Source organism: Bradyrhizobium sediminis (genome assembly GCF_018736085.1).
Lineage (GTDB): Bacteria > Pseudomonadota > Alphaproteobacteria > Rhizobiales > Xanthobacteraceae > Bradyrhizobium > Bradyrhizobium sediminis.
In genome coordinates this window covers 3,050,315-3,072,266 of record NZ_CP076134.1, presented here as the reverse complement: position 1 = coordinate 3,072,266, position 21,952 = coordinate 3,050,315, and the positions used below count along the sequence as shown (strand labels likewise).

General features: G+C 64.3%; 21 protein-coding genes. 12 read left to right on the top strand and 9 right to left on the bottom strand.

Going from position 1 to position 21,952, the window contains the following annotated elements; genetic code table 11:
* Position 1: 1 nt before the first annotated feature.
* Positions 2-1,183 carry a bifunctional 2-C-methyl-D-erythritol 4-phosphate cytidylyltransferase/2-C-methyl-D-erythritol 2,4-cyclodiphosphate synthase gene (locus KMZ29_RS14920; RefSeq protein ID WP_215619979.1) on the bottom strand — a complete coding sequence of 394 codons (1,182 nt, stop codon included), beginning with the start codon at positions 1,181-1,183 and terminating at the stop codon, positions 2-4.
* A gap of 287 nt (positions 1,184-1,470) precedes the next feature.
* On the opposite strand from KMZ29_RS14920, the gene dusB reads away from it, so the two are divergent.
* From dusB to hflX, 7 genes are all read left to right on the top strand, one after another.
* On the top strand, positions 1,471-2,472 hold the full coding sequence (gene dusB, locus KMZ29_RS14915; protein WP_215624276.1) for a tRNA dihydrouridine synthase DusB: 1,002 nt from the start codon (positions 1,471-1,473) through the stop codon (positions 2,470-2,472).
* Positions 2,469-3,644, top strand: a complete 1,176-nt coding sequence (locus KMZ29_RS14910; protein ID WP_215619978.1) for a two-component system sensor histidine kinase NtrB — start codon at positions 2,469-2,471, stop codon at positions 3,642-3,644. The genes dusB and KMZ29_RS14910 overlap by 4 nt, the downstream gene beginning before the upstream one ends.
* Positions 3,645-3,653: 9 nt before the next feature.
* Positions 3,654-5,096 (top strand): nitrogen regulation protein NR(I), encoded by a 1,443-nt coding sequence (ntrC, locus tag KMZ29_RS14905; RefSeq protein WP_215619977.1) that lies wholly within the window; start codon positions 3,654-3,656, stop codon positions 5,094-5,096.
* A gap of 173 nt (positions 5,097-5,269) precedes the next feature.
* On the top strand, positions 5,270-7,597 hold the full coding sequence (locus KMZ29_RS14900) for a sensor histidine kinase NtrY-like (RefSeq protein WP_215619976.1): 2,328 nt from the start codon (positions 5,270-5,272) through the stop codon (positions 7,595-7,597).
* Between the two features lie 17 nt (positions 7,598-7,614).
* Positions 7,615-8,985 (top strand): nitrogen assimilation response regulator NtrX, encoded by a 1,371-nt coding sequence (gene ntrX / locus KMZ29_RS14895; protein WP_215619975.1) that lies wholly within the window; start codon positions 7,615-7,617, stop codon positions 8,983-8,985.
* A 256-nt stretch (positions 8,986-9,241) separates the two neighbouring features.
* Positions 9,242-9,490, top strand: a complete 249-nt coding sequence (gene hfq, locus KMZ29_RS14890) for an RNA chaperone Hfq (RefSeq protein WP_006020546.1) — start codon at positions 9,242-9,244, stop codon at positions 9,488-9,490.
* 11 nt (positions 9,491-9,501) lie between these two features.
* Positions 9,502-10,878, top strand: coding sequence for a GTPase HflX (hflX, locus tag KMZ29_RS14885; RefSeq protein WP_215619974.1), 1,377 nt, complete (start codon positions 9,502-9,504; stop codon positions 10,876-10,878).
* Positions 10,879-10,950: 72 nt separating this feature from the next.
* Here the strand turns inward: hflX and mazG are convergent, their stop codons facing one another.
* A complete protein-coding gene (gene mazG, locus KMZ29_RS14880) occupies positions 10,951-11,766 on the bottom strand; it encodes a nucleoside triphosphate pyrophosphohydrolase (protein WP_215619973.1) in 816 nt (271 codons plus the stop codon).
* A 131-nt stretch (positions 11,767-11,897) separates the two neighbouring features.
* Here mazG and queC point away from each other — a divergent pair, with 131 nt between their 5' ends.
* A complete protein-coding gene (gene queC, locus KMZ29_RS14875) occupies positions 11,898-12,614 on the top strand; it encodes a 7-cyano-7-deazaguanine synthase QueC (protein WP_215619972.1) in 717 nt (238 codons plus the stop codon).
* On the opposite strand, the gene KMZ29_RS14870 is transcribed toward queC, so the two are convergent.
* The 3 genes from KMZ29_RS14870 to nthA are packed head-to-tail and all read right to left on the bottom strand — an operon-like array spanning position 12,611 to position 14,288.
* Positions 12,611-12,997, bottom strand: coding sequence for a nitrile hydratase accessory protein (locus KMZ29_RS14870; RefSeq protein WP_215619971.1), 387 nt, complete (start codon positions 12,995-12,997; stop codon positions 12,611-12,613). The two genes, queC and KMZ29_RS14870, sit on opposite strands and share 4 nt — an antisense overlap.
* Positions 12,997-13,653, bottom strand: coding sequence for a nitrile hydratase subunit beta (gene nthB / locus KMZ29_RS14865; protein ID WP_215619970.1), 657 nt, complete (start codon positions 13,651-13,653; stop codon positions 12,997-12,999). Before nthB ends, KMZ29_RS14870 begins: the two co-directional genes overlap by 1 nt.
* On the bottom strand, positions 13,653-14,288 hold the full coding sequence (gene nthA / locus KMZ29_RS14860; RefSeq protein WP_215619969.1) for a nitrile hydratase subunit alpha: 636 nt from the start codon (positions 14,286-14,288) through the stop codon (positions 13,653-13,655). The genes nthB and nthA overlap by 1 nt, the downstream gene beginning before the upstream one ends.
* A 62-nt stretch (positions 14,289-14,350) precedes the next feature.
* On the opposite strand from nthA, the gene KMZ29_RS14855 reads away from it, so the two are divergent.
* Both KMZ29_RS14855 and KMZ29_RS14850 read left to right on the top strand, forming a co-directional pair.
* The gene (locus KMZ29_RS14855; RefSeq protein WP_215619968.1) at positions 14,351-15,112 is read left to right on the top strand and encodes a PA4824 family protein; all 762 of its coding nucleotides are present in this window, start codon (positions 14,351-14,353) and stop codon (positions 15,110-15,112) included.
* A 39-nt stretch (positions 15,113-15,151) separates the two neighbouring features.
* A complete protein-coding gene (locus KMZ29_RS14850; RefSeq protein WP_215619967.1) occupies positions 15,152-15,958 on the top strand; it encodes an enoyl-CoA hydratase/isomerase family protein in 807 nt (268 codons plus the stop codon).
* Positions 15,959-16,147: 189 nt separating this feature from the next.
* On the opposite strand, the gene KMZ29_RS14845 is transcribed toward KMZ29_RS14850, so the two are convergent.
* Genes KMZ29_RS14845 through KMZ29_RS14835 form a run of 3 tightly spaced genes read right to left on the bottom strand, consistent with a single transcriptional unit; the run spans position 16,148 to position 18,541 of the window.
* On the bottom strand, positions 16,148-17,722 hold the full coding sequence (locus tag KMZ29_RS14845) for an amidase family protein (RefSeq protein WP_215619966.1): 1,575 nt from the start codon (positions 17,720-17,722) through the stop codon (positions 16,148-16,150).
* Positions 17,716-17,928, bottom strand: a complete 213-nt coding sequence (locus KMZ29_RS27010; RefSeq protein ID WP_215619965.1) for a hypothetical protein — start codon at positions 17,926-17,928, stop codon at positions 17,716-17,718. The genes KMZ29_RS14845 and KMZ29_RS27010 overlap by 7 nt, the downstream gene beginning before the upstream one ends.
* Positions 17,929-17,986: 58 nt before the next feature.
* Positions 17,987-18,541, bottom strand: a complete 555-nt coding sequence (locus KMZ29_RS14835) for a TetR/AcrR family transcriptional regulator (RefSeq protein ID WP_215624275.1) — start codon at positions 18,539-18,541, stop codon at positions 17,987-17,989.
* Between the two features lie 212 nt (positions 18,542-18,753).
* On the opposite strand from KMZ29_RS14835, the gene KMZ29_RS14830 reads away from it, so the two are divergent.
* Positions 18,754-19,713, top strand: coding sequence for a ketopantoate reductase family protein (locus KMZ29_RS14830; protein WP_215619964.1), 960 nt, complete (start codon positions 18,754-18,756; stop codon positions 19,711-19,713).
* Between the two features lie 251 nt (positions 19,714-19,964).
* The gene (locus tag KMZ29_RS14825) at positions 19,965-21,611 is read left to right on the top strand and encodes an acyl-CoA synthetase (protein ID WP_215619963.1); all 1,647 of its coding nucleotides are present in this window, start codon (positions 19,965-19,967) and stop codon (positions 21,609-21,611) included.
* A gap of 96 nt (positions 21,612-21,707) precedes the next feature.
* On the opposite strand, the gene KMZ29_RS14820 is transcribed toward KMZ29_RS14825, so the two are convergent.
* Positions 21,708-21,950 carry a helix-turn-helix domain-containing protein gene (locus KMZ29_RS14820; protein WP_215619962.1) on the bottom strand — a complete coding sequence of 81 codons (243 nt, stop codon included), beginning with the start codon at positions 21,948-21,950 and terminating at the stop codon, positions 21,708-21,710.
* Positions 21,951-21,952 lie beyond the last annotated feature (2 nt).

Sequence of the window (21,952 nt, the reverse complement as noted above, 5' to 3'; positions counted from 1 at the left end):
ATCAGTCGCTCCAGGGCAGGCGGATGGTGGCGCTCGCGGTGGCGGCGATGCCTTCCTCGCGGCCGGTGAAACCGAGCCGCTCGCTGGTGGTCGCTTTCACCGCGATCCGCGAGATGTTCAGCCCGGTGATGTCGGCGATCCGCGCCCGCATGGTGTCGCGCAGCGGTCCGATCTTCGGGCGCTCGCAAATCAACGTGACCTCAAGATTGGCGATGCGGCCGCCGCGCGCAGTGACGCGATCGACCGCGTATTTCAGGAAGCGGTCGGACGCAGCCCCCTTCCACTGCGGGTCGCTTGGCGGAAAATGCGAACCGATATCGCCGTCCGCCAGCGCGCCGAGGATGGCGTCGACCAGCGCATGCAGGCCGACGTCGCCGTCGGAATGCGCGAGAAAGCCTTTGGTGTGTGGCACGCGCACGCCGCAGAGCATCAGATGATCGCCGTCGCCGAAGGCGTGCACGTCGTAGCCGGTGCCGGTCCTGATGTCGCCGAGCTGGGCGGCGAGGCGGGCTTCTTCGCGGACGAAATCTTCCGGGGTGGTCAGTTTCATGTTCGCAGGATCGCCTTCAAATGTCGCTACCGTCAATCCCGCCCATTCCGCGAGCGCCGCGTCGTCGGTGAAATCGCTGCGGCCTTCGCGCGCGGCGCGGCGGTGGGCGTCGAGAATGACGTCGAAGCGGAACGCCTGCGGTGTCTGCGCGATACGCAGCCGCGCGCGCTCTGGCGTCGCTTCCACGTTGCCGGTCTCGCCGACGAGCTTGATGGTGTCGGCGACGGGTATGGCGGGAACCGCCGCACCGGTGCGGCCGGCGGCGTCGATCGCGCGCGAAATCAGCGCCGCCGTGACGAACGGACGCGCCGCGTCGTGAATCAGCACGACATCGGGCCTCTGGCTGGCGAGCGCTTCCAGGCCGGCATGCACCGAGGCCTGCCGCGTAGCCCCGCCATTGGCCGGCGGTTCGTGGCGCAACGCGCTGACGGCATCGTTGAACATGGCGGTATCGTCGGGATTAAGCACCGGCTGCACGGCAAACACATCGGGGTGCCGGCAGAATGGCTCCATCGCCCGGAAGATTACGGTCTTTCCGCCGATCGAACGATACTGCTTGGGTCCCCCCGAACCGGCACGAAGCCCGCGTCCGGCTGCGACAAGGATGGCTGCAGTCCGCTCAGGTCTGGGCATTTGGCTTCAATGACTGACGATTCGGGGTTGATGGAGGGGAGCGCGGGTTCGCTCCGCCATGCCCTTATCATGGCGGAGGGCTAAGAACAGATAGATTCCCGATATCTGTGGGAAAAGCCTTTTTTGTTGCAGTGCACTTGCACAATTGTCAGAACTGTCTAAAGTGTAGGCATGAAACTTGACTGCACAAGAATTGTGCTCATTATGGTCCCCGGCGGCTGCGATGTTGCATCCGCCAGAAAGACGAGAAGTCCGTGACCGGCCTGGAATGTTTACATCCTAAGCCATTGAAAATAGGTGATATTGAGATCGCCAACCGGGTTCTTCTCGCGCCGATGTCCGGCGTCACCGATGCCCCGTTTCGACGCCTGACCGCCGCCCTCGGGGCGGGACTCGTGGTCTCCGAAATGACTGCCAGCGATGATCTCGTCAATGGCCGCCCTATGTCCCTGCTGCGATGCGAGGCGACCGGCATTGGTCCCCACGTCGTTCAGCTCGCGGGCTGCGAGAGCCGTTGGATGACGGAAGGCGCGCGGGTCGCGGAGGCCTCAGGCGCCGACATTATCGATATCAACATGGGCTGTCCGGCGCGCCACGTTACCGGCGGCCAGTCGGGCTCCGCCCTGATGCGCGATCTTGATCACGCGTTGACGCTGATTGAGGCGACGATCTCGGCTGTGAAGGTGCCGGTGACGCTGAAGATGCGACTCGGCTGGGACGATCGTTCTCTCAACGCGCCCGAACTGGCGCGCCGCGCGGAAGCCGCCGGCGTGCAGATGATCACGGTGCATGGCCGCACCCGCTGTCAGTTTTACAAGGGCGAGGCGGACTGGGGCGCGGTGCGCGCGGTCAGGGACGCGATCGGCATTCCGCTCGTCGTCAACGGCGATATCACCTCGTTCGAGAAAGCGGTGACTGCACTCGAAATGTCGGGCGCCGACGCGGTCATGGTCGGCCGTGGCGCGCAGGGCCAGCCATGGTTGCCCGGCCAGATCGGGCGCCGGCTCGAAACCGGTGTGGCCGAATCGGAGCCATCGCTCGCCGATCAGCTCAACTACGTCCGCGCCCTCTACGATGACGTGTGCAGCCATTACGGCCTGCGCATCGGCCTGCGCCATGCGCGCAAGCATCTCGGCTGGGCCCTCGAAGTCGCCGCCCAGTGCAGCCGCGCGCCGGCGATGACGCTGAAGACCTGGCGCCAGAAAATTCTCACCGCCGACAATCCGCACCGCGTGCATCGCTCTCTCGGGGATGCATTCGACGACTTTGCATGGAGTGCCGCTGCATGAGTTCAGCCGCAGAACATCGCCGGCCGGTGCCCTCGGACAGCGAGGCTATTCTCAACGCCTTGCCCAATCCGGTGCTGCTGGTCGCGCCCGACGGCAAGATCGTCGATGCGAACATGGCGGCGGAATCCTTCTTCGAGATTTCGACCCAGTTTCTGAAACGCCAGTCGCTCAAGGAATTGGTGCCGTTCGGCAGTCCGTTGCTGGCGCTGATCGAGCAGGTGCGCGCCAGCGGCTCGCCGGTCAACGAATACAAGGTCGATCTGGGCACGCCGCGGATTGGTGGCGATCGCCAGGTCGATCTCCATGTCGCGCCGCTCACCGAGCGGCCCGGCCACATCGTTGTCATGCTGCAGGAACGCACCATCGCCGACAAGATGGACCGGCAGTTGACGCATCGAAGCGCGGCGCGCTCGGTGATCGCGCTGGCCGCGATGCTGGCGCATGAAATCAAGAACCCGCTGTCCGGCATCCGCGGCGCGGCGCAACTGCTGGAGCAGGCGGCTTCGTCGGAAGACCGCATGCTGACGCGGCTGATCTGCGACGAGGCGGACCGCATCGTCACGCTGGTCGATCGCATGGAAGTGTTCGGCGATGACCGGCCGGTGGCGCGCGGCCCGGTCAACATTCATTCGGTGCTCGACCACGTCAAGCGGCTTGCCCAGTCGGGCTTCGCCCGCAACATCCGCTTCGTCGAAGACTACGATCCGTCATTGCCGCCGGTGCTGGCCAACCAGGACCAGCTGATCCAGGTGTTTCTCAATCTGGTGAAAAACGCCGCCGAGGCCGTTGTCGATCTCGGCAGCGACGCGGAGATCCAGCTCACCACCGCGTTCCGGCCGGGTGTGCGCCTGTCGGTGCCGGGCAAGAAATCGCGGGTGTCGCTGCCGCTCGAATTCTGCGTCAAGGACAATGGCGCCGGCGTGCCGGAAGACCTGCTGCCGAACCTGTTCGATCCGTTCGTGACAACCAAGCCGACCGGCAGCGGCCTCGGGCTCGCACTGGTGGCGAAGATCGTCGGCGATCACGGTGGCATCATCGAGTGCGAATCCCAGCCGCGGAAAACCACCTTCCGCGTGCTGCTGCCGATGTTCAACACCGCCAAGCATTTCGACCAAAGCAACCGTAACGACGTTTCGGGGACGCCGTTGCATGCCTCACAGGACTCAAGATGAGGAATTACAATGCCCGCAGGTAGCATACTTGTAGCCGACGATGACACCGCCATCCGTACGGTTCTGAATCAGGCCCTCTCGCGTGCCGGATATGAGGTGCGATTGACAGGGAACGCCGCGACCTTGTGGCGCTGGGTCAGCCAGGGCGAGGGGGATCTCGTCATCACCGACGTGGTGATGCCTGACGAGAACGCCTTCGATCTGTTGCCGCGGATCAAGAAGATGCGGCCCAATCTGCCGGTCATCGTCATGAGCGCGCAGAACACCTTCATGACGGCGATCCGCGCGTCGGAACGCGGCGCCTATGAATATCTGCCAAAGCCGTTCGACCTCAAGGAGCTGATAACCATCGTCGGCCGCGCACTGGCGGAGCCCAAGGAGAGGGTGGCCAGTCACCCCGACGACTCCGAATTCGATTCCATTCCGCTGGTCGGCCGCTCGCCGGCGATGCAGGAAATCTACCGGGTGCTGGCGCGGTTGATGCAGACCGACCTCACCGTGATGATCTCCGGCGAGTCCGGCACCGGCAAGGAACTGGTCGCGCGCGCGTTGCATGATTACGGCAAGCGGCGCAACGGCCCGTTCGTCGCCGTCAACATGGCGGCTATCCCGCGCGATCTCATCGAGTCCGAGCTGTTCGGCCACGAACGCGGCGCGTTCACCGGCGCCAACACCCGCGCCTCCGGCCGGTTCGAACAGGCCGAAGGCGGGACATTGTTCCTCGACGAAATCGGTGACATGCCGATGGAAGCGCAGACCCGCCTGCTGCGCGTGCTCCAGCAGGGCGAGTACACGACCGTCGGCGGCCGCACCCCGATCAAGACCGACGTGCGCATTGTCGCGGCCTCCAACAAGGATCTGCGGATCCTGATTCAGCAGGGCCTGTTCCGCGAAGACCTGTTCTTCCGCCTCAACGTGGTGCCGCTGCGGCTGCCGCCGTTGCGCGAGCGGATCGAGGACTTGCCCGATCTGATCCGACACTTCTTCTCGCTGGCCGAGAAGGACGGCTTGCCGCCGAAGAAGCTCGACACGCTGGCGCTGGAGCGGCTGAAGCAGCACCGCTGGCCCGGCAACGTGCGCGAACTCGAAAACCTCGCGCGCCGGCTTGCGGCGCTGTATCCGCAGGACGTCATCACCAGTTCGGTGATCGATGGCGAGCTGGCGCCTCCGGCCGTGACCTCGGGCGGCAGTTCCAGCCAGAACGTCGACAATCTCGGCGGCGCGGTGGAAGCCTATCTGTCGTCGCACTTCTCGGGCTTCCCGAACGGCGTGCCACCGCCGGGTCTCTATCACCGCATTCTCAAGGAAATCGAGGTTCCATTGCTCACGGCCGCGCTGGCGGCGACGCGGGGTAACCAGATCCGCGCCGCCGATCTGCTCGGCCTCAATCGCAACACGCTGCGGAAGAAGATCCGGGATCTCGACATTCAGGTTTATCGGAGCGGCGGTTAGTGATTTCGCGCGCGGAATTCGTTCGTTTCGCGCGGTTGTTGTGAAGATCTAGCGATTGCGCGTTCCGCTCGTAGGTTGCGCCGCGGAATTGTCGCAATTCGGCAACATTGTGATATGAATGCATCAGTCCGCTGCCGGCGGACGTAAGGCCTTCAGCTCGCACCTTTGCCGGAATGACCAGCGCAGACACTTCGGTCCCATCGTTCGATCCGTCGTTGACCGAATCCAAGGGATCGCCCCTTCGGAGGTGGCTGGCGCCGTTTGCGGTCGGCACCGCGCTGTTGTCGGCGTTCCTGACCTTCGTGGTGCTCACCGGCCTGACGCCGATCGAGCCGACCCGCGAGGTCGTCTATTCGTTCCTGCTGATCAATGCCGCCACCATCCTGCTCCTGGTCGGCATCATCGTTCGCGAGGTCTGGCAAGTGGTCCAGGCCCGACGCCGCGGCCGGGCGGCGGCGAGACTGCACGTCCAGATCGTCAGCCTGTTCTCCGTCATCGCGGTGTTGCCGGCCGTACTGGTCGCCATCGTCGCCAATATCACCATCGATCGCGGCCTCGACCGGCTATTTTCCGGTCCGACGAAGGAAGTGATTCAGAATTCGCTGATCGTGGCCAACGCCTATCTGCACGAGCACGCGCGGGCCATTCGCGGCGATATTCTGGGAATGGCCAACGATATCGCCAACGCCCGGCCATTGTTCGACCAGGATCGCGGAACCTTTCGCCAACTGCTGACGCAGAGCGCGGCCTCGCGCAACCTGCCGGGCGCCATGTTGATCGACAAGGACCGCAATATCCTGGAAACGGCGCAAACCGGCATCCAGCAGGCCTTCACGACGCCGGCGCCGGAATTTCTGAAGGGCGTCGATGAAACGGAACCTCAGATCGCTGTCTTCATCGAGGCGAACTATGTCGCTGCGGTGATCCGGCTGCGGACGTTCAACGACACCTTCCTCTACGTCGCGCGTCTGCTTGATCCGCGAGTGGTGGCGCAACTCAGGCAAACCCAGGCGAGCGTCGCCGAATACGCCCAAATCGAATCGCGCAAGCTCGGCATTCAGGTGGCGTTCGCGCTGATGTTCGCGGTGATCGCGCTGACCATCCTGACGGCTTCGGTGCTGATCGGTCTGAATTTCGCCAACTGGCTGGTGGCGCCTATCCGGCGACTGATGAACGCCGCCAATATCGTTTCGACCGGCGATCTGCACGTGCAAGTGCCGGTCCACAAGTCGGAGGGCGATCTCGCGCAGCTCGGCGAAACCTTCAACAAGATGACGCAGGAACTGCGCACCCAGCGCGACGAACTGGTGAACGCCAGCGATCTGATCGACAGCCGCCGCCGCTTCATCGAAGCGGTGTTGTCGTCGGCGAGCGCCGGCATCATCGGCGTCGATGCCTCCGGCAGCGTCGGCATTCTCAATCGTTCCGCCGAGAAGCTGATCGGGCACGCGGAATCCGAGACGCTGGATCATCCGCTGTCGGATGTGCTGCCCGAACTAGACGACATGATGAAGACCGCGCGCGAGGGAACGCAGCGGCTGGTGCAGGGCCAGATCACGATCAACCGCGACGGCCAGGAGCGCAACCTTTCGGTCCGGGTCAGCGCCGAGCAGACCAGCCAGTCGCGCGACAGCTACATCATCACGCTGGATGACATCACCGAACTGGTCTCCGCGCAGCGAACCTCGGCCTGGGGCGACGTCGCCCGCCGCATCGCTCACGAGATCAAGAATCCGCTGACGCCGATTCAGCTTTCGGCCGAACGCATTCGCCGCAAGTTCGGCAAGGCCATCACCGAGGACAAGGCCATCTTCGAACAGTGCACCGATACCATTGTGCGGCAGGTCGACGATATCAGGCGGATGGTCGACGAATTCTCGCGTTTTGCGCGGATGCCGAAGCCCGTGATGGAAGGCGAGGATGTCGCCGACACCGTCCGGCAGGCGGTGTTCCTGATGCGGGTCGGACATCCCGAAATCGACATTCAGGCCGAGATCAAGGACGACCCGATGCGGGCGCAGTTCGACCGGCGGCTGATTTCGCAGGCGCTGACCAACATCATCAAGAACGCCACGGAGGCGATCGAGGCCGTTCCGGCGGAGGAGCTGGGCAAGGGCCGGATCGAGGTCGTTGCCGCGCGTGAGGGTGACGACATCGTGATCGACGTCATCGACAACGGAATCGGCCTGCCGAAGGTGAGCCGGGCGCGTCTGTTGGAGCCTTATGTGACGACGCGGGAGAAGGGCACCGGCCTTGGTCTGGCGATCGTCGGCCGCGTACTGGAAGACCATGGCGGCAAGATCGAACTCCACGATGCCGCGGACGTCCGGCCGGGCCAGCGCGGCGCCTGGATGCGGTTGCGGTTTGCGATATCGGGCCACGCCCCGAAGGCAGAGACCAAGGAGCCGGCGGCCGAAACAAAACAGCCGGCAGCCGGAACCATTGAGCCCACTGAAACGACTAACGACCAAGCAAAAATCGAAGCCGCAACAGGCAACTGACGAGACAGGCGCGACCCATGGCAAATGACATTCTGATTGTCGACGATGAGGCGGATATTCGGGATCTGGTCGCCGGCATTCTGGAGGATGAGGGATTCACCACCCGGACCGCGCGCGACAGCGATTCGGCGCTGGCGGAGATTGCCAATCGCCGTCCGCATCTGGTGTTCCTCGACATCTGGCTGCAGGGCAGCAAGCTCGACGGTCTGCAACTCCTGGAGGCCATCAAGAAAGACCATGCCGACGTGCCGGTCGTGATGATCTCGGGTCACGGCAATATCGAAACGGCGGTCGCGGCGATCAAGCGCGGCGCCTACGATTTCATCGAGAAGCCCTTCAAGTCGGACCGGCTGATTCTGGTGGCGACGCGGGCGCTGGAAACGTCGCGGCTGAAGCGCGAGGTGAAGGAACTCAAGCAACTGGCGCCGGCAGCCAGCGTGCTGACCGGACGCTCGGCCTGCATGAACCAGCTGCGTCAGACCATCGAGCGGGCCGCCAAGGCCAACAGCCGCATCCTGATCGTCGGCCCGTCCGGCGCCGGCAAGGAACTGGCGGCGCGCACGCTGCACGGCCTATCGACCCGTGCCGAAGGTCCGTTCGTCGTCATCAACGCCGCGGCGATCACGCCGGAGCGGATGGAAGTCGAGCTGTTCGGCATCGAGCAGTCCAACGGCGAGCAGCAGCGCAAGCCGGGGGCGCTGGAAGAAGCCCATGGCGGCACCCTGTTCATCGATGAAATCGGCGACATGCCGCGGGAAACCCAGAACAAGATCCTGCGCGTCCTGGTCGACCAGACATTTCAGCGCTCGGGCGGCACCACCAAGGTCCACGTCGACGTTCGCATCATTTCCTCGACCGCACGCAACCTGGAGGAGGAGATCGCCGAAGGCCGGTTCCGCGAAGATCTCTATCATCGGCTGTCGGTGGTGCCGATCCGGGTGCCGCCGCTGTCGGAGCGCCGCGAGGATATCCCCGAACTGATCGACTATTTCATGGACCAGATATCGGTGGCGACCGGCTTGCCGAAACGCCAGATCGGTCAAGATGCGATGGCGGTATTGCAGTCGCATGTCTGGCCCGGCAACGTCCGGCAGCTCCGCAACAATGTCGAGCGCGTGATGATTCTGGCCAGCGGCGGTCCGGAGGTCATCATAACCGCCGATATGCTGCCGCAGGATGTGGGCTCGATGGTGCCGGCGATGCCGACCAGCAACAACGGGGAACACATCATGGGGCTGCCGCTGCGCGAGGCGCGGGAAGTGTTCGAGCGCGACTATTTGATCGCGCAGATCAGCCGTTTTTCCGGCAATATCTCTCGAACGGCGGAATTCGTCGGCATGGAGCGCTCGGCGCTACATCGCAAGCTGAAGGCGCTTGGGGTCGGCTAAGTCGGGCTTAGATCGCTTATTCCATGCATTTGCTTGAGAAAATTCATCTCTTTCCGGGCCTTTACGGAGAATTGCCCCGGTGTTCCGCCGGCTTGGCGCGCGAACTGGCTTGCCTAAAAAGCGCGCCTGCCTTCTAATCGCACTGCCGCGCCCTCGGAGGGGGATCTCAGGGGAAGCCGGCAACCGGGGGAGGCTCCGCTAGAGAGCAGCAATCGGTTCAATAAAAAGAAGCAAACAAGACTGCGGGATAAAAACAATGGCGGCAGACCGCGCACAAAATCTACAAGACACCTTCCTTAATCACGTTCGTAAAACCAAAACGCCACTGACGATCTTTCTGGTCAATGGGGTAAAGCTGCAGGGGATTGTCACCTGGTTCGACAATTTCTGCCTGCTGCTCCGGCGCGACGGTCATTCGCAACTTGTCTACAAGCATGCGATCTCGACCATCATGCCGGGCGCTCCGATCCAGCTGTTCGAAGGCGGCGAGGATGCACCGGCTTGAGGTTGATCTGATTGGAACCCCGAAATCCTGAAGGGGGCGCCGACCGTCCGCGGTCGGCAGGGGGCAAAGACTCGGGGCGGGTGATCGTCATCGGCCCTTATTTGCGTATGCGCCGCGGTGACCCCGAGGCGCAGACGGATGATCATGTCATACGCGGCTCCGAAGCGAGGCTGGAGGAGGCCGTTGGACTCGCGCGCGCCATCGACCTCACGATCGCGGATGCGCTGATCGCGCCGATCAGCCAGATCAGGCCCGCGACCTTTCTCGGCAAGGGCAAGGTCGAAGAGATCGTCGGGCTCATCACCGGTCACGAGATCGAACTCGTGGTGATGGATTGCGCGCTGTCGCCGATCCAGCAGCGCAATCTCGAGAAGGCCTGGAACACCAAGGTGCTCGACCGCACCGGCCTGATTCTCGAAATCTTCGGCCGCCGCGCCAAGACCAAAGAAGGCGCGCTGCAGGTCGAGCTGGCGCATCTGAACTATCAGCGCAGCCGTCTGGTACGGTCGTGGACCCATTTGGAACGCCAGCGCGGCGGCTTCGGCTTCATGGGCGGGCCCGGCGAGACGCAGATCGAAGCGGACCGCCGCCTGATCGGCGACCGCATTTCCCGGCTCGAGAATGAACTGAAGAAGGTCCAGGCGACCCGCCGGCTGCATCGCGAGGGCCGCAAGCGGGTGCCATACCGCGTGGTGGCGCTGGTCGGCTACACCAATGCCGGCAAGTCGACGCTGTTCAACCGCCTGACCCGCGCCGAGGTGCAGGCGGCCGACATGCTGTTTGCGACGCTCGATCCGACCCTGCGCGCGCTCAGCCTGCCGCATGGCGGCAAGGCGATGCTGTCGGATACCGTTGGCTTCATCTCCAATTTGCCGACCCAATTGGTGGCGGCGTTTCGGGCGACGCTGGAGGAAGTGCTGGAAGCCGACGTCATTCTCCACGTCCGCGACATCTCACATGAGGACGCCGAAGCGCAGCAGCGCGACGTCGATACCGTGCTGCGCCAGCTCGGGATCGATCCCGACGCCGGCCGCATTCTCGAGGTCTGGAACAAGATCGATCGCTTCGATCCCGAGATGCGCGAGAACCTGACAAATATCGCCGCCCGCCGCCCGCCGGAGCGGCCGTGCTTCCTGGTCTCGGCCGAAACCGGCGAGGGGGTCGATGCGCTGCTGGCCGCGATCGAGGATCGGCTGGCCGCGACGCGGATGACGCTGGATCTGTCGATCGACGCCGCGGACGGCGCCGGCATCAGCTGGCTGCACCGCAATTCCGAAGTGCTCAACAAGGAGCTTCACGACGGGCGCTACGACATGACCGTTCGCGTCGACGAGACCAAGCGCGACATCGTCGTCAACCGTTTCGATGCCGTGCCGCATCAGATGTGATTTGCGCGCCGTCGTCCGTGCGAACGCAGAGGGCGACGGAAAGAGCAGAGGGCGACGGAAAGAAATGAGTCTCTATTCCTTGCTCTTCGCCTCGTCCCACAGTGCGTCCATCTCCGCGAGCGAGGCGTCCTCGAGTGTTCGCCCCTGCGCCGCCAGCGTGCGCTCGATATAGCCGAAGCGGCGTTCGAACTTGGCGTTGGTGCCGCGCAGTGCCAGATCCGGATCGGCGCCGACATGGCGCGCCAGGTTGACCAGCGCGAACAGGAGATCGCCGGTTTCTTCCGCGAGCTCCTGCGCGTCGCCGCGATCGAGCGCGGCCTCGATCTCGTCGGCTTCCTCGCGAATTTTGCGCAGGACTTCGCGGGGATCGTTCCAGTCGAATCCAACGTTTGACGCCTTGCGCTGCAATTCCATCGCGCGCGACAAGGCCGGCAGTCCCGCCTTGACGCCGGACAGCAGCGATTGGTGCGAGACTTCTCCGACCGGCCGCCGCGCCGCGCGTTCGGCGCGTTCCTCGGCCTTGATACGTTCCCAGGCGCTCGTGACGCCCGGCGGCGTTAGCCGGCCGTCACTGTCGGCGAAGACGTGGGGATGCCGCCGGATCATCTTGCGGGTGATCGCCTCGACTACGTCGCCGAACGCGAACGCATCCTGCTCCTCGGCCATCCGGGCATGATAGACCACCTGCAGCAGGAGATCGCCGAGTTCGTCCCTGAGATCGTCGAGATCGCCGCGCGCAATGGCGTCGGCCACCTCATAGGCTTCCTCGATGGTGTAAGGCGCGATGGTCGCAAAATCCTGCTCGAGGTCCCATGGACAGCCGCTGCCGGGCGTGCGCAGCGCCGCCATGATCTCGAGCAGGCGTGAAATATCGCGGGAGGGGGTCATGGCGCTACCGAAGGCCTGAGGGAGGATCAGGCTTTATGCCGCATGAGGAGCGTCGATCCCAGCGAAACGAGCCGGGCAGGCGGCACTTTCCACCGATTGGCCCGGGGGGCGATGAGTGCTATGGGCAGCCCATGAGCGACCAATTTCAATCCGAGACCGCGCTGGTGCTGTTTTCCGGCGGACAGGATTCCGCCACCTGTCTCGCCTGGGCGCTGCAACGCTTTGCGCGCGTCGAAATGCTCGGCTTTGATTACGGGCAGCGCCACGCCATCGAACTCGAATGCCGCGCCCATCTGCTCGACGGCATAAAGTCGCTGCGCACGGATTGGGCGGCCAAGCTCGGCGAGAGCCATACGCTGGCCATTCCGACGCTCGCTGAAATCTCCGACACCGCGCTGACACGCGATGTTGCGATCGCGATGGGCGAGGACGGCCTGCCCAACACCTTCGTGCCCGGTCGCAATCTGGTGTTCCTGACCTTTGCCGCCGCGCTCGCCTACCGGCGCGGCATCGCCCACATCATCGGCGGCATGTGCGAGACCGACTATTCCGGCTATCCGGACTGCCGCGACGAGACCATCAAGGCGCTGCAGAAAGCCCTCAGCCTTGGCATGGCAAGGGGGTTCGAACTGCATACGCCGCTGATGTGGCTGGACAAGGCCGAGACCTGGAAGCTGGCGCATGATCTCGGCGGGGCGGGGCTGGTCGATTTGATCCGCGAGCATTCCCACACCTGCTATCTCGGCGAACGCGGTGCGCGGCACGACTGGGGCTATGGCTGCGGCGAATGCCCGGCCTGCGCGCTGCGCGCCAGGGGCTGGCGCGAATATGCGGCGCGGACCGCTTAGCTCGCAAAATCCTCCGGCTTCAATACGATCGGCGAGCCATGCGGCGTGCGGTCGGCGGCGTGGTCCCAGGCGTCGCGGTAGCGATGCAGGGTCTCGAAGGTCGTTACCCCCTTTTCGGCGATCAGTCGTTCCAGCGTCGCCAGCCAGTGCCGGTAGTAGGTCTCGCCGGTATCGGCATCGCCGGCCGCCTGGGCGCGCTTGATTTCATCGGCGAGCGTTGCCGCCCATTCGGGCCAAGTGAACAGGCCGCGGGCATGCAGCGCCACAGCCATCGCGAAGGCCTGCGCCTCCCAGGGTTCGCGAAACACCGGGCCATCGGCGTCGCGGGGGATGCCGGGGACGGCGCTGGTCGCATTTTGCGCGGCTTGCGGATCGAGCGGCATCAGGCGGGCTCCAGATAGGATTCCCAGGCGTCGACCGACGTCTTCACCGAGGCATCGCCGTCAGGCCCCCACAATTCACGGCCGTCGAAGGTCACGGTGTAGAGCCATTGCGGATTCTCCTGGCCGAGCGAGTTGCTGTCGGGAAATACGTGAACGCCATGCAGCATCTCGACGGTGCCGATATGCCCGCGCACATAACGCGGCAGCCGCGTATGCGTCGGCGGATGGATCATCCTGGTGCGGACGCGATCGCCGACGGCGAAGCGAGCAGGGCCCTTCGCTTCGCGCTCGGTCGGCCCGCCCCGGTGCAGCATGGCCGCGACGGCGTCGCGCGACAGCGTCCGCGCCACCGGCTTGGCTGGGTGCAGCGGCTTGCCGGCCTCGATCTCGTCTGCCGCGACCAGTCCGCGTTCCAGCATCAGCTGTTCGAGGCCTGCGAGCCAGATCTGGTAATAGCTCATGCCCAGATAGTCTTCCGCCGGCCGGTTCTCGCGGGCAAAGCGCGACATGTCGATGTTCCAGCCGCCGGGCATCGCCATCGCCAGCGTGATCGCGAAAGCGCGCCGCTCCCATTCGGCGTGAAACACCGGCTCGTTCGGCTCCGGTCGCACTGGACCGGACCATGCGACGCCGCCCATATCGTGCGCGCCATCCATCAGGCGACCTCGTGCGGCTGTTTCGGCAAACCGGTGCCGATCATGCTGTCGCGGGTGACGAGGTCCGCCAGCCGTTCCTCGCTCCAGCCCTCGGTGCCGGCGGGACGCATCGGCAGCACCAGATAGCGGATTTCCGCGGTCGAATCCCAGACCCGGATATCGGTGCCCGCGGGCAATTCGAATCCGAAATCCGCCAGCACGCCGCGCGGGTCCTTCACCGCCTTCGAGCGATAGGGCGCGGATTTGTACCAGACCGGCGGCAGCCCGAGCACCGGCCATGGATAGCAGGAGCACAGCGTGCACACGACCATGTTATGAAGGCGCGGGGTGTTTTCGACCGCCACGAGGTGCTCGCCCTGGCGTCCGGCATAGCCGAGCTCGCCTATCGCCGGCGTGGCGTCTTCGAGCAGGCGGGCGCGAAAGGCCGGATCGGACCAGGCCCGCGCTACCACGTGGGCGCCGTTACGCGGCCCGACCTTGGTCTCGTAGGTCTCGATCAAGAGATCGAGCGCGGCCGGATCGAGATAGCCCTTTTCGGTCAGGATGGTCTCGAGCGCGCGTACCCGCAGTTGGGTCTCGGACAATTCCGAATGGTCGTGATCGTGATGATGGTGGTCGTGGTCATGGCTGGTCATACCGGGAAGATACGCAAGATTATGGGTATGTCGAGGCCGATGGTCTCTGCTAGCGTTCGCTCATGGGGCAAGGGGCAGGACGCATAGCCTTCACGGGCCTGGCGGTGATCGCGGCGCTGCTGCCATCGGATGGCGCCCGGGCGGCCAACGGCGCCTACGCAGTCGATGCCGCCGACATTGCCGAAACCGGCTCCTGCAAGGTCGAGAGCTGGTTATCCACGGCCACCAACACCGATTTTTCCGCCGTGGCCAATCCCTCCTGCGTGGTGAATGTCTTCAGGCCGGTGGAATTCAGCATGCAGAACATCCGCTCGCGCAGCGATGGCGAGTGGAGCACGACGCTGGCGCCGAAGGCCAAGACCAACATCGCGCCGACAGGTATCGGGAGACTGGGCTATTCCTTCTATGCAGGCGGCTCGTTCGACGCGATGACCGGGGAAAACCTCACCGCATTCGCGGTGGTGCCGGCGACGTTCCGGCTGTCCGAAGCGATGCGGGTCAACCTCAATGGCGGCTGGCTATGGGATCGCAGCCTCGACCGGCACTACCTGACCTATGGCCTGGGGTTCGATTGGAAATTCACCGACACCCTGCAGTGGACGATCGAGGCGTTCGGCCAAGCCGGGGCATCGGATACCTCGAGCGTCATCCGACCCCGGTTTCAAACCGGAATCCGCTACCGGCCGAACGAGATCTTCTCGCTCGACGTCATCTACGGCCACAACATTTCAGGCGAAAGCGCCAACTGGATCACCATTGGCACCACGATCCGTTTTCCTGTACCGGAGGGCAGACCCGCGCGTGAACGTTCCGGACCTTTGTGAGCCATCGTTGCAGGAAATAGCGGGCAGGGAGGCGTCGAGTTGGTGGATTTCGTGAGTATCGAAAAGGGCCTCGGGCCCGACGGACGCATCGCTGTGGTGCGTTTCGACCGCGGCGACGGCATCAACGCGCTGTCGCCGGAAGCGCTGCGCCAGCTCACCGACGCCGCGCGCAGTTTCGAGGACGACGGGGAAACCTCGGTCGTGGTGCTGACCGGCGGGACCAAGGCCTTCAGCGCCGGCTTCGACCTGAAGGACCCTGAAGGCCGCGCGCGCCAGGCCATGGATCTCGGCGCGCTGCGCCGGCACTTGAAGCTCGGGCCACGGCTGACCCGCGCCTGGCAGGAGATGGAGCAGATCACGATCGGCGCCATCGAAGGCTTTTGCGTCGGCGGCGGCGTCGCGCTGGCGGTGGCGCTGGATTTTCGTGTCATGGCCAGCGACGGCCACATGCGGGTGCCCGAGATCGGCCTCGGCATGAACATGAGCTGGCAGAGCGTGCCGCGCATGCTGCACCTGATCGGACCGGCCCGCACCAAGCAGGCGGTGATTCTGGCCGACCAGCGCATCTCGGCGGCGGAGGCCTATGAGTGGGGCCTGGTGGAGGAGGTGGCCGATCCCGGCAAGTCCTTCGACGCTGCCATGGCGCTCGCCGCCAAGGTCGCGGCACAGCCGCCGCTGTCGGTCGCCATGACCAAGCTGACGGTCAATCGCCTGGCGCATGCGCTCGACGACCTCGCCAGCCACATGGACGTCGACCAGTTCGCGCTGGCCAGCCTGACCGAGGATCACAAGGAGGGCGTGGAAGCGTTTCTCGCCCGACGCAAGCCGCGGTTCAGGGGGCGGTAGAGACACCAACGATCTCGTGTGCCGGACCCGGCATAGCGCCCCTTCGGGAGTGCACCGGAGGGAGGGCCTGGACAAAAATCGCGAAAACAACCCCATGCAAAGTAGAGTGGAGCCCGGCTCGCAGCACTCGTGCTGCGCAATATCGGCGTCGGCGCAAGACAGAAATGGCACCGAGGGCGCAAAGTCCTATTAGGAGAGCAGGTCGGGCGGCGGCTTGCGCATGTGGGAAGCCTGTTCGAAGGCGTAGGCCAGACGCAGCAGCTTGTGCTCGCTCCAGGCGCGACCCGCGAAGGTGATGCCCAGCGGATAGTCGGGCGTGTCCTTGCCGTCGGTCGTCCCCGAGATGAATCCTCCGGGTACCATGACGCTGGGATAGCCCGCCTTGGCGGCGATCGCGGCGCCCAAAGCGCCGGCGAACAGCACGGCGTCGAGCTTGTGCTGGTTCATGTAGGCGTCCATGCCGCGTGTCTTGGCGGCGAGCAGGTCCATGGCACGCGCCGACTTGTACTCGCGCTCACTCAAGTCGCCTTTGGTGTCGTTGGCGGCGAGGAACAGGTCCTGGCCGAAACGTAGCGCCCTGCCGGCGTTCGCCTCGTTGAAGGCCACGACGTCGGCGATGGTCTTGATTCCGGTGTCGGTCGCCCAATCCTTCAGGTAGAGGTTGAGGTCGTGCTTCAGTTCGTAGAGGAAAACGATCCACTGCATCGCCGGATTGCCCTTGTTGCCGCTCAGCGGATTGCGGTTGAGCACAGCCATGGTCGTGCCGGGGCCGCCAATCCAGCCGGCCGTCGGCATGCTGGCACGCACGACGATGGCGCCCAGGTCCTCCAGCACCTTGATCGCCTCAGTCATCACCTTGGCCCTGTTGGGTAGCAGCTTGCCGTAGTAGCAATCGTTCAGCGGGTCGGCGGGGTCGCTCGGCACGCCGATGCGTGCGCCCTTCATCGCATCGTGCGCGAGGTCGGCGGTGTAATCGGCCGGCCGCCGCTGCCGTTGCGTCGCCGGATCGAGCGGGTCCTTGGCGGCCAGCACGTTCATGAGCATCGCCGCGTCGCGCACCGTTCGGGTCATCGGGCCTGCGGTGTCCTGGTTGTGCGAGATCGGCACGATGCCGGCACGGCTGATCAGTCCGACCGTCGGCTTGACGGTGACGAGGCCATTCTGGCTGGCGGGGGACAGCAACGAGCCCGAGGTCTCGGTGCCGATCGAGGCCGCACACAGACCGGCCGCCACCGCGACCGCGGAGCCCGAGCTCGATCCGCCTGGCTGCACGACCGGGATGCCGTGATCGTCCATCAGCGTCGGCGCGTAGGGGCTCTTGACCTGACCGCCAAGCGATGAGTAGCCCGAGGGCATGCCAATCGCGAGCATGTTGGCGAACTCCGTCAGGTTCGCCTTGCCCAGGATCACCGCGCCGGCTTCGCGCAGCAGCTTGACGACGGTGGCGTCATCCTTGGCGCGCGCGCCCTCCAGCGCCAGCGAGCCTGCCGTGGTGGGCTGTTTGTCACCAGTCGCGATGTTGTCCTTCACCAGCACCGGTATGCCAGCCAGCGGCCGTTTGATCGATGGCTTGGTGTCGTCGAGCTTGCCCGCGATCGTGAGCGCGTCGGGATTGAGCTCGCGTATGGAGTTGAGCATCGGCCCATCGCGGTCGTAGGCCTCAATGCGCGCGAGATAGCCTTTGGTCAGCGCGGTCGCGGTGACCCGCTCACCGGCCAAAGCATCGATGATATCGCTCATAGGCGCGTTCTCGAGCTTCAGCATGGTCGGCGCCTCGGCGCTGGCGGCAGCCGCGGCGAGGCGAGGCTGACGCGGGAGTTCTCAGGATTCCAACTTGAGATCATGCGCACACCTTCGCCTTTGCGCAACGTCTCGCGTGAAACCCGGCAATCGTGCTGCTCGGCGAGCTTTTCGGCGGCGAGGGGTGGACCGAAATCCGCGTAATAGCGGCGCACCAGCATCATCGTCATTTGACGTATCGTCGGATGCAGACGGTTGTTGCTTGGCGCTCCGCGTCGGCCGCGGAGGCTATGAGTGGGGCCTGGTGGAGGAGGTGGCCGTCGTGTGTTCCGGACTTTGCGTCGGGACGGCGAAAGCACGCATGACCCAATCGGTCTGACGGCTGATTTCCCGATCGTCCGCCGGCTGCCGAAGCATGACTGCGCGCAGATAGATGGGAGCGATCGCGAATTCGAGAGCGGAAACCGGGTCGGTGCCTTCAGCGATCTCCGCCCGCGCCGCGGCGCGCTCGAACATGACCTTCGCCAGCCCGACACGCTCACGCCAGAAGACTTTTCTCGCTTCCGCAGCCGCATCGCTCACGCCGGAAATGGCGAGTAGGGCCCGACCGAGTGGCGAGCGCACATGGGCCTCGAGCTGCCCGAGAAACACCGAGAGATCGCCGCGCAGGGAACCCGTGTCGGGGATCTCTACGTGCATGGCGGCGGCGGCCAGCGCGGCATCGACTCCCAAATGTTCGACGGTATGCCAGCGCCGATAGATGGACGTCGGGTGGACGCCGGAACGCGCGGCGATAGCGCCGATGGAAAGGCCAGCGAGACCCTTCTCGGCCAGTTCGTCCATCGTCGCCTGCAGGACCGCCGTGCGAACTCGCGCGCTGCGGCCCCCTGTACGGCGTGACTTGTCATCGACCGCTGATGTGGCTGCGAACATGTGATCATGCTAACGCAACATTTATTGCTTTACTAGCCCTGATTAACGCACTAGATATTGCTTTAATTGCTGGAGGCCTCCATCCGGAGGCGAACTTCAAGCTGACGCGGAAAGGGATTCTCATGAAAATCCTGCTCGTCGGGGCCGGCATCATCGGCACGATCTATGGCGGGAGGCTCGCCGAGGCGGGCCACGATGTGACGATGCTCGCGCGCGGTCGTCGATTGACCGAGATCGCCTCGGACGGTTTGAGACTCGAGGACGTCACCACGGGACGGCACAGCCATGTTCAAGTCGGAGCGGTCGAGACTCCCGCCGCAGATGAAAGGTACGATCTCGTCATGGTTGCCGTGCGCGATCGGCAGCTCGCCGACGTCCTGCCGATCATCGAAAGAGTGGGCGGCACACCCGACATCCTGTTCCTGCTGAACTGCCCATTGCGCGTCAACGAACTCGTCGAGCGCTTCGGAAGCGAGCGCGCCCTGTTCGGTTTCCCAGGCGCCGGCGGTGTCCGTGCCGGGACAACTGTCCGCTACAGTGCCGTTCGCCAGCAGCCGACGACATTCGGGCCCGTCGCCGGGCAGGGCGACGGCAAGGCTCGTTCCCTGGCAAAGCTATTTGACGGCGCGGGCTTTGGTACCTCCATCGTGCCCGACATGGATGCATGGCTGAAGACCCACGCCTTCCTCATCGCCGCGATCTGTGGCGCTCTCTACAGGAATGGCGGCGTGTCGGCGAAGTTGGCTACGGACCGTGAGGGGCTGGCTCTGCTGCGTCGCGGCGTCAGGGAAGGTTTTCGCTGCCTCCGGGCGCTCGGGCTCAATCCCTTGCCAATGAAGCTGCGGTTGCTGGTCTCCTTGCTGCCAGAACCCATTCTGCTTCATTCGTTGAAAAAGTTCTTCTCGTCGAAGCTGGCCGAGTTCGCCATCGATGGCCACGCAACGGCTGCTCCCGAGGACATGCGCGATCTCGCCGACGATTGCCGGAAGATGATCGCCATGAGTGGAGTCGAGGCCGCCGACATGCAGCGATTGTGCAGCTATGTCGACAACTATGCCGCGGGCGCCGATCATGAGCGATGATCGCTGGAACAGGAGAAGGCCGGGCCCGCCATCAATAGTCAGATTCGCATAAGGTATATTATGGAATATAAAATACCCTTGGTGTTCCAAAGAATTAGAGGAAATTTCTCTCGTTTTGAGATAATGCGAGCCGCGCTACCATCCCTCAGCAGACCAAGCCGTCAGCGGCGTTGATCTGGAAAATACACTTCTGACGAAGCGCGGCTCCTGCAATAAGCTGCGTGCAACGAAATGACGGGAGGCAAGGAAAGATGAGCAGCGAAGGCCAGTATGGCATCGGTCTGGACAAGACGCCCGCCAACTACGTGGCGCTGACGCCGTTGAGCTTCCTGGCGCGCACCGCGGCGGTCTATCCCGATCACCTCAGCACCGTCTATGAGGGCCGCAGCTTCACCTGGTCGCAGACCTATGCGCGCTGCCGCCGCTTCGCGTCCTACCTTGCCGGCCGGGGCATCGGCCGCGGCGATACGGTGGCTGCGATGCTGCCGAACATCCCCGCGATGAATGAGCTGCATTTTGCCGTGCCGATGGCCGGCGCGGTGCTGAATGCACTCAACATCCGGCTCGACGCGCCCTCCATCGCCTTCCAGCTCGATCATGGCAGCGCCAAGATCATCCTGGTCGACCCGGAATTTGCCGGCGTGATCGGCGAGGCGCTCACCCTGATGAAAGGCCCAAAACCCTTCGTCATCGACGTCGACGATGCGGCTTTTGCCGGCGGAAGACGGATCGGCGAACTGGAATACGAGGCTGCGGTGGCGCAGGGCGATGAAAACTTCGCCGCGCGACTGCCGGAAGATGAGTGGGACGCCATCGCGCTCAGCTACACCTCGGGCACTACCGGCAATCCCAAGGGCGTCGTGACCCATCACCGCGGCGCCTATCTCAACGCCGTCAGCAACATCCTTGCCGGCAATCTTGGCCAGCACCCGGTCTATCTCTGGACCCTGCCGATGTTCCACTGCAACGGCTGGTGTTTTCCCTGGACGGTGGCGGCGTCCGCCGGCGTCAATGTCTGCCTGCGCAAGGTCGATCCGAGCAAGATCTTCGATCTGATCCCGAAGCACGGCGTCAGCCACATGTGCGGCGCGCCGATCGTCTACAACACCCTGATCAACGCACCGGATGCGCCGAAGGGCGGCAAGGCGCGTCCCGTGGTCGGACTGATCGCGGGCGCAGCGCCCCCGGTCGCGGTGCTGGAAGGAGCCGAAGGCATCGGCATCAAGCTGACGCACGTCTATGGCCTGACCGAAGTCTATGGCCCGGCGTCGGTGTGCGCGGAGCAGCCGGGCTGGGACGACCTGCCCGCCGATCAGCGTGCGCAGTTGAAGCGGCGGCAGGGCGTGCCCTACCCGCTGCAGGAAGCCGTCACCGTGCTCGATCCCGAGACCATGCAGTCTGTCCCGTGCGATGGCGAGACCATCGGCGAAGTGATGTTCCGCGGCAATATCGTGATGAAGGGCTATCTGAAGAACGAGAAGGCCACCCAGGAAGCCTTCGCCGGCGGCTGGTTCCACACCGGCGACCTCGGCGTGCTCGACGAGCACGGCTATGTCATCATCAAGGATCGCTCCAAGGACATCATCATCTCCGGCGGCGAAAACATCTCTTCCGTCGAGGTCGAGGACATTCTCTACAAGCACCCCGCCGTGCTGTTCGCCGCCGTGGTGGCGAAGCCGGATTCAAAATGGGGCGAAGTGCCCTGCGCGTTCGTCGAACTGAAAGAGAACGCGCGCGCGACCGAAGCCGAGATCATCGCGTTCTGTCGCAGTCACATGTCCGGCTTCAAGACGCCGAAGGCCGTGGTGTTCGGGCCGATACCCAAGACGTCCACCGGCAAGATCCAGAAATTCCTGCTGCGCAACCAGGTGGACTCGGCGAAGGCAATTTCGGCCTGAAGCCGCCGTCATTCCGGGATGGTCCGAAGGACCAGACCCGGAATCTCGAGATTCCGGGTTCGATGCTGCGCATCGCCCCGGAATGACGGACTTGGGCTACGCCCTCGCCCGCAGCGGCACGGCGGTGCCGGCCACCTCGTCGCGATATTCGAGGATGTCGCCGGGCTGGCAGTCGAGCGTCTCGCAGATCAGCGCCAGCGTGTCGAAGCGCACGCCTTTCACCTTACCGGATTTCAACAGCGAGACGTTCTGTTCGGTAATGCCGATGCGCTCGGCAAGTTCCTTGGAGCGCATCTTGCGCCGCGCCAGCATGACGTCGAGATTGACGACGATCGGCATGG

Bases quoted from the DNA above. Each gene is read 5' to 3' on its own strand.
- KMZ29_RS14920 (WP_215619979.1), bottom strand. From the start codon at position 1,183: ATGCCCAGACCTGAGCGGACTGCAGCCATCCTTGTCGCAGCCGGACGC.
- KMZ29_RS14910 (WP_215619978.1), top strand. From the start codon at position 2,469: ATGAGTTCAGCCGCAGAACATCGCCGGCCGGTGCCCTCGGACAGCGAG.
- ntrC (WP_215619977.1), top strand. From the start codon at position 3,654: ATGCCCGCAGGTAGCATACTTGTAGCCGACGATGACACCGCCATCCGT.
- KMZ29_RS14900 (WP_215619976.1), top strand. From the start codon at position 5,270: ATGACCAGCGCAGACACTTCGGTCCCATCGTTCGATCCGTCGTTGACC.
- ntrX (WP_215619975.1), top strand. From the start codon at position 7,615: ATGGCAAATGACATTCTGATTGTCGACGATGAGGCGGATATTCGGGAT.
- hfq (WP_006020546.1), top strand. From the start codon at position 9,242: ATGGCGGCAGACCGCGCACAAAATCTACAAGACACCTTCCTTAATCAC.
- mazG (WP_215619973.1), bottom strand. From the start codon at position 11,766: ATGACCCCCTCCCGCGATATTTCACGCCTGCTCGAGATCATGGCGGCG.
- queC (WP_215619972.1), top strand. From the start codon at position 11,898: ATGAGCGACCAATTTCAATCCGAGACCGCGCTGGTGCTGTTTTCCGGC.
- KMZ29_RS14870 (WP_215619971.1), bottom strand. From the start codon at position 12,997: ATGCCGCTCGATCCGCAAGCCGCGCAAAATGCGACCAGCGCCGTCCCC.
- nthB (WP_215619970.1), bottom strand. From the start codon at position 13,653: ATGGATGGCGCGCACGATATGGGCGGCGTCGCATGGTCCGGTCCAGTG.
- nthA (WP_215619969.1), bottom strand. From the start codon at position 14,288: ATGACCAGCCATGACCACGACCACCATCATCACGATCACGACCATTCG.
- KMZ29_RS14855 (WP_215619968.1), top strand. From the start codon at position 14,351: ATGGGGCAAGGGGCAGGACGCATAGCCTTCACGGGCCTGGCGGTGATC.
- KMZ29_RS14845 (WP_215619966.1), bottom strand. From the start codon at position 17,722: ATGCTGAAGCTCGAGAACGCGCCTATGAGCGATATCATCGATGCTTTG.
- KMZ29_RS27010 (WP_215619965.1), bottom strand. From the start codon at position 17,928: ATGACGATGATGCTGGTGCGCCGCTATTACGCGGATTTCGGTCCACCC.
- KMZ29_RS14835 (WP_215624275.1), bottom strand. From the start codon at position 18,541: ATGGACGAACTGGCCGAGAAGGGTCTCGCTGGCCTTTCCATCGGCGCT.
- KMZ29_RS14830 (WP_215619964.1), top strand. From the start codon at position 18,754: ATGAAAATCCTGCTCGTCGGGGCCGGCATCATCGGCACGATCTATGGC.
- KMZ29_RS14825 (WP_215619963.1), top strand. From the start codon at position 19,965: ATGAGCAGCGAAGGCCAGTATGGCATCGGTCTGGACAAGACGCCCGCC.
- KMZ29_RS14820 (WP_215619962.1), bottom strand. From the start codon at position 21,950: ATGCCGATCGTCGTCAATCTCGACGTCATGCTGGCGCGGCGCAAGATG.